Below are 13,166 nucleotides of genomic sequence, written 5' to 3'. Positions count from 1 at the left end.
AACTCGCCGTCCGGCCCAGGAGCGCGCCGGGCACCCACCGGCGGTCCGAGGTCACAGATCGGCCAACCCGGCCGCACCCGGCCCGAACCGCCCGTCTACCCTGAGATCACACGTCGAGGGAGAAGGGAGCAAGTCGCTGTGAGCGTGCCCAACGTTCTCGAATCGATCATCGAGGGAGTGAAAGCCGACGTCGCGGCTCGCGAGGCCGTGGTCGACTTCGCGTCGGTCAAGGCGGCCTCGGCCAAGGCTCCCGCACCCAAGGATGCGCTGGCGGCACTGCGCCAGCCCGGAATCGGCGTCATCGCCGAGGTCAAGCGCGCGAGCCCGTCGAAGGGCGAACTCGCCAGCATCGGCGACCCGGCCGAACTCGCCCGCGCGTATGAAGAGGGTGGTGCACGCATCATCAGCGTGCTCACCGAGGAACGCCGGTTCCGCGGTTCGCTCGCCGACCTCGACGCCGTTCGCGCGGCCGTGGACATCCCGGTCCTGCGCAAGGACTTCATCGTCGGCACGTACCAGATCCACGAGGCCCGCGCCCATGGAGCCGATGTCATCCTGCTGATCGTCGCGGCCCTCGAACAGAACGTGCTCGCCTCGCTTCTCGACCGCACCGAGAGCCTCGGCATGACCGCGCTCGTCGAGGTGCACACCGAGGAAGAAGCCAGCCGTGCCCTGGAAGCCGGCGCCTCGGTCGTCGGCGTCAACGCACGCAACCTCAAGACCCTCCAGGTCGAGCGCGACACCTTCTCGCGTATCGCGCCCGGTCTGCCGACCGAGACCATCCGCATCGCCGAGTCGGGTGTGCGCGGCACCGCCGATCTGCTGGCCTACGCCGGTGCCGGCGCAGACGCGGTACTCGTCGGCGAAGGCCTCGTCACCAGCGGTGACCCGCGTGCCGCGGTCCGTGAGCTCGTCACCGCGGGCACACACCCGTCGTGCCCGAAACCTGTTCGCTGACAATGCGTCCGGGCCGGTATCGGTCCGCGTGATCCTGTCGGCCCGATCGTCTGTGAGTTGAAGTGACCGCTCATCCTGATTCCGCCCGTACCGATTCCCCCGGGGCCGCTCCGCTCCCGACCGCGAGCGTCGGACTGACCACCCGCACCTCGGTCGAACCCGACGAGCAGGGCCACTTCGGGGTGTACGGCGGGCGTCATGTCCCCGAGGCGCTGATGGCCGTCATCGACGAGGTCACCACGACCTTCCAGAAGGTCCGCGCCGACGACGATTTCCTCGCCGAACTCGACCGTCTGCAGCGCGATTACGCCGGACGTCCGTCGCCGCTGTACGAGGCGAAGCGGTTGTCCGAGTTCGCCGGCGGGGCACGCATCTTCCTCAAGCGCGAGGACCTGAACCACACGGGTTCACACAAGATCAACAACGTTCTCGGACAAGCACTCCTGGCCCAGCGGATGGGCAAGCACCGCATCATCGCCGAGACCGGCGCCGGCCAGCACGGGGTCGCCACCGCCACCGCGTGCGCGCTCCTCGGCCTCGAGTGCGTGATCTACATGGGCCGGGTCGACACGGACCGGCAGGCGCTCAACGTCGCCCGCATGCGTCTCCTCGGCGCCGAGGTGATCGCCGTCGACAACGGCTCGGCGACCCTCAAGGACGCCATCAACGAAGCCATGCGGGACTGGGTCACCAACGCGCACAACACGTATTACTGTTTCGGCACCGCTGCCGGGCCGCATCCGTTCCCGGTCATGGTCCGCGATCTGCAGCGCATCGTCGGGCTCGAAACCCGTGTCCAGATCCTGGAGAAGGCCGGACGCCTGCCCGACGCGGTGACCGCTTGTGTCGGTGGCGGTTCCAACGCCATCGGCATCTTCCATCCGTTCATCGACGACGAGGGTGTCCGGCTCGTCGGGTTCGAGGCGGCCGGCGACGGCGTCGAGACCGGCCGGCACGCCGCGACATTCACCGGCGGGACACCCGGCGCGTTCCAGGGCGCCTACTCGTACCTGCTGCAGGACGACGACGGACAGACCATCGAATCCCATTCGATCTCTGCGGGTCTGGACTATCCGGGCGTCGGCCCGGAGCACGCCTACCTCAAGGACACCGGGCGTGCGGAGTACCGGCCGATCACCGACACCGAGGCGATGGACGCCCTCGCGCTGCTCAGCCGCCGCGAGGGGATCATCCCCGCGGTGGAGTCGGCACACGCGGTCGCCGGCGCACTGAAGCTCGGGCAGGAGCTGGGGGAGGGCTCGATCATCGTCGTCAGCCTGTCCGGCCGCGGCGACAAGGACGTGGACACCGCCGCACGCTGGTTCGGATTGTTCGACGCACCGCCGTCGCAGGACGAGGCCACCCTCTCGGCATCGGCCGACGTCCAGAAACCCGGAGAGCAGGCATGAGCGCACAGTCGATCCCGTCGAAGCTCGGCCCCGTGTTCGCCCGCTGCCGGGACGAGGGCCGCAGTGCGCTGATCGGTTACCTCCCGGTCGGTTTCCCGACCGTCGAGGAGTCGCTGACCTCGTTCCGGACGATGGTCGACGCCGGTTGCGACATCATCGAGGTCGGCGTGCCCTACTCCGACCCGGTGATGGACGGCCCGACGATCCAGGACGCCGCCGACCAGGCACTGACCAACGGTGTGCGTGTCCGTGACGTGTTCACCGCGGTCGAGGCCATCACGTCCGCCGGTGGCAACGCGGTGGTGATGAGCTACTGGAACCCGGTCCTGAAGTACGGCGTCGAGAACTTCGCCCGCGATCTGGCAGCGGCCGGCGGCGCGGGTCTGATCACCCCGAACCTGATCCCCGAAGAGGGGGCGCAGTGGCACGAGGCCGCCGATCGGCACGGTCTCGATCGCATCTATCTGGTCGCGCCGTCCTCGACGAACGAGCGCATCGCCCTCACTGTCGACGCGTCCCGCGGTTTCGTCTACGCGGCGTCCACGATGGGCGTGACCGGCGCGCGGGATGCCGTGTCGGACATGGCACCCGAGCTGTGCGCGCGGGTCCGCGAGTACTCCGACATCCCGATCGGCGTCGGGCTCGGCGTGCGGAACCGGGAACAGGCAGCGCAGATCGCGTCGTACGCCGACGGGGTCATCGTCGGATCGGCCCTGGTGACCGCGGCGAACGCCGGCCAGGAACGGCTGGCCTCCCTGGTGTCCGAACTGGCCGAGGGCGTCCGCTCGCGTCGGGCATCGGTCTGATCCGAACGCTCACCCCCGATCGGCGCGGCGGGTCCGGTCGACGAGGGGAGCGGAGCGGCCGGTCGGTTAGGGTGGCAGCGTGATCGCGCCGACCTCGACGATGCTGGCCTACCTCCCCAGTCCGCCCCAGGGTGTGTGGGACATCGGACCCTTTCCGCTGCGCGCATACGCGCTGTGCATCATCGTCGGCATCATCGTCGCCGTCTGGTGGGGCAACCGCCGGTGGATGGCGCGCGGCGGCCAGGACGGCGAGGTTCTCGACGTCGCGATCTGGGCGGTGCCGTTCGGTCTGATCGGTGGCCGGCTCTATCACGTCATCACCGACTGGAAGACATATTTCGGTGCCGACGCCCTGAAGGAACCGATCGACACCCTGAAGATCTGGGACGGTGGTCTCGGTATCTGGGGAGCGGTGGCACTCGGTGCGGTCGGCGCGTGGATCGGCGCCCGTCGCCGCGGGATTCGCCTGCCCGCCTTCGGTGACGCCATCGCACCCCCGATCCTGTTGGCACAGGCCATCGGTCGAGTCGGCAACTACTTCAACCAGGAGCTCTACGGTCGCGAGACCACGCTGCCGTGGGGCCTGGAGATCTACGAACGGCAGAATGCCGCGGGGTACTCCGATCCCGGGTTGATCGACGGCGTCTCCAACGGAGTTGTGGTCGCGGTGGTCCACCCGACCTTCCTGTACGAGCTGCTGTGGAACGTCCTCATCGTCGTCCTCCTGGTGGTCGTCGACCGGTACTTCCGCATCGGGCACGGCCGACTCTTCGCGCTGTACGTCGCGGGCTACTGCCTCGGCCGGTTCTTCGTGGAACTGCTCCGCGACGACCGCGCCGCCGTCGCCAACGACATCGCGGGCATCCGGCCCAACCTGTTCACCGCGGCGCTGGTGTTCCTCGCCGCCATCATCTACTTCGTGGTCGCGCCCAAGGGACGCGAGCAGGGACTGGAGATGTACCACGACGACCGTGCCGCGGAGCTCGCCGAACAGGGCGTCGCCGGGTACGTCGACGACTGGTACGACGAAGATGCCGAACCGGAGACCAGTTCGGTTGCTGCGGGCGGGGTCGCGACGGGCGCGACGGGCACGGCGGGCTCGTCGCTGTTCGACACCGACGACCCGGGTCGGACGTCGGGTGAGGCGGGGGAGCCGTCCACGGACGACACCGCCGGCACCGATGACTCGGTCACTGCCGCAACGACCGTGGCCGCGGGCAGCGATGCGGAGGTGGGCGTCGAACCGGAGACGGAGTCGGCGACCGAATCGGAGCCGGTTGCCGACGGTCCGGTCGAACCGGGCGAGGGCGCCGTCGAGACCGGTGTCGAGGATCCGGTCGAAGAGCCAGCTGATCAAGCAGTCGACGAGGCCGAGTCGGACACCACCTCGGATCCCGGGACTCCCACAGAAGAAGGGGTCGCGCCCGCCGACAACCGCGGAGCCGACGAGGAGACGACCTCGGCGTCCGAGACCGGTACCGAGACCGGAGCACCGGCTCAGACGGAGACGGCGACGTCGCCGGCGGACGAACCGGGTGCCGACGAGACTGTGGACTCCGCGGTCTCCGAGGCCGACCACGATACGGACGCAGACGTTACGGACGCAGTCGACACAGACGTTACGGACGCAGTCGAGAAGTCGGCCGACGACTCGACCACCGATTCGGTTCCCGACGCAGCACCGGACACCGACGCAGTCACCGACGATGCCGATCCCACCGAGGAGTCGGACACCGACACCGACACCGACACTGACACCGACACCGACACCGACACCGACACCGACACCGACACCGACACCGACACCGACACCACACCGGGCGCCGGTGCCGGTTCGTCCGACGGAGACAAGTCCTGACGCTCGGCCCTGCCACGAGCTGATCCGCGACTCGGGCTCGGTCGATATCGTGCCGAGCGTCGATGAGTCGCCGCATACCCCGGTCAGTGAGCAAACCCGTCCACCTCAGCATGCGCGAAGGGCAGATTGCCCTTCGCGCACGCTGAGATGGACGAACTCTTCGTTCACGCCGCCCAGGGCCCCGGTAGTTCGTCGGCAGGGTCACAGGTCGCAGGTGACGACGCCTGCGTCGGTGTTCGGATAGGATCGGATCTCACGGTGCGCGATCCCTCCGCCCGGTACCGACCGTTCCAGAGCCCATCAGGCGCTCAACGGTTCTGACTCAGCCCGGTACCGATCTCGGCACGGTCATTCGCGCGCCGCGCAATGCTCCACGGGCCAGTGCTGTCCCATTGGACACTCAGCAGCGAACCGTTCTCCGGTTCGAGTGGAGGTAGTGATGCTGTTTTCTGCGCTCCCGGTCAAGCAGGGTCTGTACGACCCGGAGACCGAGGTCGACTCCTGCGGCGTGGCCATGGTCACCGACATCCACGGCCGCCGTTCGCATTCGATCGTCGCCGATGGTCTGCTCGCCCTGGAGAACCTCGAGCACCGCGGTGCGGCCGGCGCGGAGACCAACAGCGGCGACGGTGCGGGAATCCTGATCCAGCTGCCCGACGAGTTGTTGCGCGACTCCGTCGACTTCGACCTCCCCGACCCCGCCGCGGACGGGTCGAACAGCTATGCCGCGGGCACCTGCTTCCTGCCCATGGACCCCGACCTCCGCCGGGCCGCGATCGAGCGGGTCGAGGCTCTGGCCGCCGACGAGGGCATCACCGTCCTGGGCTGGCGCGATCTCCCCGTGGACCACGAACACGCCGACGTCGGCGGAACCGCCGTCGCGTGCATGCCGTACATGATGCAGCTGTTCGTCACCGTCGACCCGGCCCCCGGCACCGAACGCATCGCCGGCCTGGCGCTCGATCGCTTCATCTATCCGTTCCGCAAGCAGGCCGAACGGGTGACCCCGGAGATCGACGCGGCGGGCACCGGCCTGTACTTTCCGTCGCTGTCGAGCCGCACGATGGTCTACAAGGGCATGCTCACCACGATGCAGCTGCCGCTGTACTACGAGGATCTGCGAGATGACCGCTGCCTCAGCGCCATCGCCATCGTCCACTCGCGTTTCTCCACCAACACGTTCCCGTCGTGGCCGCTCGCGCACCCCTTCCGGTTCGTGGCGCACAACGGCGAGATCAACACCGTCCGGGGCAACCGGAACCGGATGCGTGCCCGCGAGGCCCTCCTCGAGACCGACCTGATCCCGGGAGATCTCAAGCGCGCGTTCCCGATCTGCACGCCCGAGGCCTCCGATTCGGCATCGCTGGACGAGGTTCTGGAACTGCTGCACCTGGGTGGTCGCGACGTCCACCACGCGGTGATGATGATGGTGCCCGAAGCGTGGGAGAACGTGCCCGACATGGACCCCCGCCGCCGGGCGTTCCTGCAGTTCAACGCCTCGCTGATGGAGGCGTGGGACGGACCGGCCTGCGTCACGTTCACCGACGGCACGGTCGTCGGCGCGGTCCTGGACCGCAACGGCCTGCGCCCCGGCCGGTGGTGGCAGACGCGCGACGGTCGGGTCATCCTCGCGTCCGAGTCGGGTGTTCTCGACGTCCCGGTGGACGAGGTCATCAGCAAGGGTCGTCTCGAGCCCGGTCGCATGTTCCTCGTCGACACCGCGCAGGGGCGGATCATCCCGGACGAGGAGCTCAAGAGTGAGCTGATGAACGCCGAGGCCTACGACGAGTGGCTGCACGCCGGGCTCCTCGACATCGCGACCCTGCCCGACCGGCCCGTCTTCCAGCCCAACCACGACACCGTCGTGCGTCGTCAGATCTCGTTCGGCTACACCGAAGAAGACCTGCGTGTGCTCCTGACCCCGATGGCGGCGTCGGGCTACGAACCGCTCGGGTCGATGGGCACCGACACCCCGGTCGCGGTCCTGTCGCAGCGTTCGCGACTGCTCTACGACTACTTCGTCGAGCTGTTCGCCCAGGTCACCAATCCGCCGCTGGACGCGATCCGCGAGGAGATCGTCACGTCGATGAGTCGCGTGATGGGTCCGGAGCAGAACCTGCTCCGGCCGACCGCGGCGTCGTGCCGGCAGATCATGGTCCACTGGCCGGTACTGGACAACGCCGAACTGGCCAAGCTCGTGCACATCAACGACGACGGCGACAATCCCGGACTGTCGGCGAAGGTGCTGCGCGCCCTGTACGAGGTGTCCGAGGGCGGCGCGGGTCTCGCGGCGGCACTCGAGGACCTGCGGATGCGGGCCAGTCAGGCGATCGCCGAGGGACACACGACCCTGGTGATCTCCGACCGGCTGACCGACTCCGAGCACGCGCCCATCCCGTCGCTGCTGGCCACCTCGGCCGTGCACCATCACCTGGTGCGCACCAAGGAGCGGACCCGGGTCGCGCTGGTCGTGGAGTCGGGCGATGCCCGCGAGGTCCACCACATCGCCACCCTCATCGGATTCGGTGCGGCCGCGGTCAACCCCTACCTGGCGCTGGAGACCATCGAGGACCTGATCGCCCAGGGTGAGCTGACCGGGGTGACACGCGCCAAGGCGATCGGCAACTATCTCGAGGCGCTCGGCAAGGGAGTGCTGAAGGTGATGAGCAAGATGGGGATCTCGACCATCAGCTCCTACACCGCCGCGCAGGCGTTCGAGGCCGTCGGGTTGTCGTCGGAGGTGGTGCGTGAGTACTTCACCCGAACGGTGTCGCGCATCGAGGGCGTCGGACTCGACGAACTGGCCGAGGAGGTGCGGATCCGCCACCACCGGGCCTTTCCGGAGAATCCCACCGAGCAGGTCTATCGTCGGCTGGAGGTCGGCGGCGAATACCAGTATCGCCGTGAGGGCGAGCTCCATCTCTTCTCGCCCGAGACCATCTTCCTGTTGCAGCACGCCACCAAGACCGGCCGGGCCGAGATCTTCCGGAAGTACTCCGACGAGGTGGACCGGCTCTCGCGCGAGGGGGGCACCCTTCGCGGACTGTTCGAGTTCGATCTCGATGCGCGCGAACCGGTCCCACTCGACGAGGTGGAGCCGGTCGAGGAGATCATGAAGCGTTTCAACACCGGCGCGATGAGCTACGGTTCGATCTCCGCGGAGGCGCACGAGACCATCGCGATGGCGATGAACAGGATCGGCGGCCGCTCGAACTCGGGGGAGGGCGGCGAGGACGTGGATCGTCTCTACGATCCCGAACGACGCAGTGCGGTCAAGCAGGTCGCGTCCGGTCGGTTCGGCGTGACGAGCGACTACCTGATCAACGCCACCGACATCCAGATCAAGATGGCGCAGGGGGCCAAACCGGGTGAGGGCGGCCAACTCCCGGCCTACAAGGTGTATCCGTGGATCGCCAAGACGCGGCATTCGACGCCGGGTGTCGCGTTGATCTCGCCGCCGCCGCACCACGACATCTACTCGATCGAGGATCTCGCACAACTGATCCACGACCTGAAGAACGCGAACTCGCAGGCGCGCATCCATGTGAAGCTCGTCAGCGCGGTCGGTGTGGGCACGGTCGCGACCGGGGTCTCGAAGGCGCACGCCGACGTGGTGCTGATCTCCGGGCACGACGGCGGGACCGGCGCGTCGCCCCTCACCTCCCTCAAGCATGCCGGCACGCCGTGGGAGATCGGCCTCGCCGACGCCCAACAGACGTTGATGCTCAACGGCCTGCGCGACCGCATCACGGTGCAGTGCGACGGCGCGCTGCGCACCGGCCGCGATGTGATCACCGCGGCCCTGCTCGGCGCCGAGGAGTACGGCTTCTCCACCGCGCCGCTGATCGTCGCCGGATGCATCATGATGCGGGTCTGCCACCTGGACACCTGCCCCGTCGGCGTCGCGACGCAGAACCCCCAACTGCGGTCGCGCTTCACCGGGCAGGTGGACCACCTGGCCAACTTCTTCCGGTTCATCGCCGAAGACGTCCGGGAGTACCTGGCGCGGTTGGGTTATCGAACGCTCGACGACGCGATCGGACAGTCGCAGCGCCTGCACACCGACACCGCGGTCGCGCACTGGAAGTCCACGGGGCTCGACCTCAGCCCGATCTTCCGCAAGGTCGAGGACAAGGGTCCGAGTCGTCGGGTGCGTGGCCAGGAACACGGCCTCGACCGTGCGCTCGACCAGACCCTCATCCAGCTCGCCGAAGGCGCGCTCGAGGACGCCCACCCGGTGACCCTGGAATTGCCGGTGCGCAACGTGAACCGAACGGTCGGTACCCTTCTCGGTTCGGAGGTGACGCGCCGGTACGGGGCCGACGGCCTCGCCGAGGACACGATCACGGTGCGGCTCGAGGGCTCGGCCGGGCAGTCGCTGGGTGCGTTCCTGCCGCCCGGCGTCACGATCCGGCTGACCGGCGACTCCAACGACTACGTCGGAAAGGGGCTGTGCGGCGGGAAGATCGTCGTCACGCCGAACCCCGACGCGCTGTTCGTCGCCGAGGACCAGGTGATCGCCGGCAACACGATCCTGTACGGCGCGACATCGGGTGAGGTGTACCTCAGAGGTCGTGTGGGTGAACGTTTCTCGGTGCGCAACTCCGGCGCGACCGCCGTCGTGGAAGGGGTGGGCGATCACGCCTGCGAGTACATGACCGGTGGTCGGGTGGTCGTCCTCGGGCCGACCGGACGGAACCTCGCGGCGGGCATGTCCGGCGGCATCGCGTTCGTGCACGATCTCGATCAGGCGAAGGTGAACATGGCCATGGTCGAACTCCTGCGTCCCGACCCGGAGGACCTGGCCTGGCTCAAGCGCACCATCGCCACGCACACGGAACTGACCGGTTCCGCGATCGGCGCGTCGATCCTGGCCGACTGGCCGCGGCGCTGCCTGGCGTTCACCAAGGTGATGCCGACCGATTACAAGCGTGTCCTCGACGCGGCCCGGATGGCCGAAGCCGAAGGGCGCGATGTCGATTCAGCGATCATGGAGGCGGCACGTGGCTGACCCGCGCGGATTCCTGGAAGTCCCGAAGAAGGAAGCGAAGTACCGGCCCGTCGCCGAGCGCGTCCACGACTGGGACGACGTGTACGAGCACGCCGACAACCCGATCAAGGTCCTCGACGAGGTCAGCGGGCAGGCCCGTCGGTGTATGGACTGCGGCATCCCGTTCTGCCACTCCGGCACCGCGGGCTGCCCGCTGGGCAATCTCATCCCGGAGTGGAACGACCTGGTCCGGCGTGGCCGGTGGGATGCGGCGAGCAGCAGGCTCCACGCGACCAACAACTTCCCGGAGTTCACCGGGATGGTGTGTCCGGCGCCGTGCGAGGCCGCCTGCGTGCTGTCGATCTCGGAGCAGGCCACCGGCGGCAGCGTGACCATCAAGCGGATCGAGAAGACGATCGCCTACGAATCATGGGCCGAGGGCATCATCGGGCCCGAGCCGCCCGAGTCCACCACCGGCAGGTCGGTCGGGGTCGTCGGGTCCGGTCCGGCGGGTCTGGCTGCGGCACAACAGCTCACCCGGGCCGGCCACGATGTCACCGTCTACGAGCGCGACGACCGTCTCGGCGGGTTGCTGCGTTACGGCATCCCGGAATACAAGCTGCAGAAGTCCGACATCGACCGGCGTATCGCCCAGATGCGCGCGGAGGGAACGACGTTCGTGACCAGCTGCGATGTGGGGACCGATCTCTCGGTCGCCGACCTGCGCGCGACCCACGACGCGGTGGTCCTGGCGATCGGTGCGATGGAGGCGCGTGACAACCCGGTGCCGGGCCGGGAGCTGAACGGCATCCACCTCGCCATGGAGCATCTCGTGCCCGCCAACAAGGAGTGCGAGGGCGACGGCCCGGCGTCCATCACCGCGGCGGGCAAGCACGTGGTGATCATCGGCGGCGGCGACACCGGTGCCGACTGCCTGGGCACGGCGCACCGTCAGGGCGCCGCCTCCGTGGTCCAACTCGACTACAACCCCGAACTACCCGGGGAGCGCGATGACGAACGGTCCCCGTGGCCGACCTGGCCGCTGATCATGCGGACCTCGAGCGCGCACGACGAGGGCGGCGATCGGCTGCACCAGGTCGCGGTGCAGCGATTCGAGGGTGACGACGCGGGCAACGTCAGGACCATGGTGCTCGCCGAGGTCGAGGTGACCCGGGACGCCGACGGTCGCCGGGAGATCACGCCGGTGAGCGAGGAGTTCGAGATCCCTTGCGAGCTGGCGTTGTTCGCGATCGGTTTCGCCGGCGTGCGCGGTGGCCGCCTGCTGGACGATCTGGAGATCGAACCGAACCGCCGCGGCGTCATCTCCTGCGGGAGTGACTGGCAGACCGACGCCCCGGGCGTGTTCGTCTGCGGGGATGCCCACCGTGGCGCATCGCTGGTGGTGTGGGCGATCGCCGAAGGCCGGTCGACCGCGCGCGCGGTGGACGAGTTCCTCGTCGGCGAATCGGATCTGCCCTCACCGGTACGGCCCGCGTCCCTGCCGCTGTCGGTGCGCTGACGGCGGTGAGACCCGGCGGCCCTCGCCGAACACGCGCGGCCGCAACAAGTTAAGTAAAGTTCATACTCGGCGGTAGCGGGCTGCCACCAGCGGTAACAGTCGGTGGCGTCCCGGTGACGAGTCGTCGGCGACATGGAGATGCACGGTCGATGAGGACTAAGGTGTTCTTGTGACACGCCGAACCAAGATCGTCTGCACCCTGGGCCCGGCCACCGCGAGCGACGAGCGTCTGAAAGAGCTCGTCGAAAGCGGCATGGACGTGGCCCGGATGAACTTCAGCCACGGCACGCATGAGGACCATGCGGCCGTCTATGCGCGCGTCCGCAAGGCGTCGGACACGACCGAGAAAGCCGTCGGCGTCCTCGCCGATCTCCAGGGACCCAAGATCCGACTCGGCCGTTTCGACGGTTGCGACGGTTCGACCGTCTGGGAGACCGGTGAGCAGGTGCGCATCACCGTCGAGGACGTCGTGGGCGACCACGATCGCGTCTCGACCACCTACAAGCAGCTCGCCGAGGACGCGAGTCCCGGAGATCGGCTGCTCGTCGACGACGGCAAGGTCGGTCTCGCGGTGTCCGCGGTCGAGGGTAACGACGTCGTGTGCACCGTGACCGAGGGCGGACCGGTCAGCAACAACAAGGGACTGTCCCTTCCCGGGATGAGTGTCTCGGTGCCCGCGATGTCGGAGAAGGACATCGCCGACCTCGAATTCGCGCTGGGTCTGGGCGTGGACATGGTCGCGCTGTCCTTCGTGCGCAGCCCGTCCGACATCGAGCTGGTCCATGAGGTCATGGACCGTGTCGGCCGCCGGGTCCCGGTGATCGCGAAACTCGAGAAGCCGGAGGCCATCGAGAACCTCGAGGCCATCGTCCTCGCCTTCGACGCGATCATGGTCGCCCGCGGCGACCTGGGTGTCGAGCTGCCGCTCGAGCAGGTGCCGCTGGTGCAGAAGCGGGCCATCCAGATGGCGCGCGAGAACGCCAAGCCGGTGATCGTCGCGACGCAGATGCTCGACTCGATGATCGAGAACTCGCGTCCGACCCGCGCCGAGGCATCCGACGTCGCCAACGCGGTGCTCGACGGCGCCGACGCGGTCATGCTGTCGGGGGAGACCTCGGTCGGCAAGCATCCGCTGGAGACGGTCCGGACGATGGATCGCATCTGCCGCGCGGTCGAGACCGGCCCCCGCGACGTGCCGCCACTGTCCCATGTGCCGCGCACCAAGCGAGGCGTCATCTCCTACGCGGCGCGCGACATCGGCGAACGCCTCGAGGTCAAGGCACTCGTGGCGTTCACCCAGTCCGGCGACACCGTGCGTCGGCTGGCACGTCTGCACTCGCGTCTCCCGTTGCTGGCCTTCACCCCGACGCAGGCGGTGCGCAGTCAGCTCGCGCTGAGCTGGGGGACCGAGACGTTCATCGTCGACCACGTCGACACGACCGACCACATGATCGACCAGGTCGACCATCAGCTGCTCCGCATCGGCCGACTCAGCGAGGGCGATGTCGTGGTGATCGTCGCCGGCGCCCCGCCCGGCACGGTGGGTTCGACCAACCTCATCCACGTGCACCGGATCGGCGAGCAGGACCACTGACCTCGTTCGCTCGGAGTTCGGGGCGGTGTACCA

7 protein-coding genes are annotated in these 13,166 nt (G+C 68.3%); all 7 read left to right on the top strand.

Annotation, left to right across the window (positions count from 1 at the left end):
* Positions 1–138: 138 nt before the first annotated feature.
* The 7 genes from trpC (at position 139) to pyk (ending at position 13,133) form a co-directional block, all read left to right on the top strand.
* Positions 139–957 (top strand): indole-3-glycerol phosphate synthase TrpC, encoded by an 819-nt coding sequence (gene trpC / locus CA982_RS08820; protein ID WP_004019826.1) that lies wholly within the window; start codon positions 139–141, stop codon positions 955–957.
* A 62-nt stretch (positions 958–1,019) separates the two neighbouring features.
* The gene (gene trpB / locus CA982_RS08815; protein ID WP_086534966.1) at positions 1,020–2,366 is read left to right on the top strand and encodes a tryptophan synthase subunit beta; all 1,347 of its coding nucleotides are present in this window, start codon (positions 1,020–1,022) and stop codon (positions 2,364–2,366) included.
* The gene (gene trpA / locus CA982_RS08810) at positions 2,363–3,172 is read left to right on the top strand and encodes a tryptophan synthase subunit alpha (protein ID WP_086534965.1); all 810 of its coding nucleotides are present in this window, start codon (positions 2,363–2,365) and stop codon (positions 3,170–3,172) included. The genes trpB and trpA overlap by 4 nt, the downstream gene beginning before the upstream one ends.
* A gap of 79 nt (positions 3,173–3,251) precedes the next feature.
* Entirely contained in the window at positions 3,252–5,030 is a 1,779-nt protein-coding gene (lgt, locus tag CA982_RS08805) for a prolipoprotein diacylglyceryl transferase (RefSeq protein ID WP_086534964.1), read from the top strand.
* A gap of 439 nt (positions 5,031–5,469) precedes the next feature.
* Positions 5,470–10,041: a glutamate synthase large subunit gene (gene gltB, locus CA982_RS08800; protein WP_086534963.1), complete on the top strand. Its 4,572-nt coding sequence runs from the start codon at positions 5,470–5,472 to the stop codon at positions 10,039–10,041.
* Positions 10,034–11,539 (top strand): glutamate synthase subunit beta, encoded by a 1,506-nt coding sequence (locus CA982_RS08795; protein WP_086534962.1) that lies wholly within the window; start codon positions 10,034–10,036, stop codon positions 11,537–11,539. Before gltB ends, CA982_RS08795 begins: the two co-directional genes overlap by 8 nt.
* A 169-nt stretch (positions 11,540–11,708) precedes the next feature.
* Entirely contained in the window at positions 11,709–13,133 is a 1,425-nt protein-coding gene (gene pyk / locus CA982_RS08790) for a pyruvate kinase (RefSeq protein WP_086534961.1), read from the top strand.
* Positions 13,134–13,166 lie beyond the last annotated feature (33 nt).

The organism is Gordonia lacunae, from assembly GCF_002149015.1.
Classification (GTDB): domain Bacteria; phylum Actinomycetota; class Actinomycetes; order Mycobacteriales; family Mycobacteriaceae; genus Gordonia; species Gordonia lacunae.
Note: the sequence above shows the minus strand (reverse complement) of the source record. Positions and strands in the feature narration are given on the sequence as shown.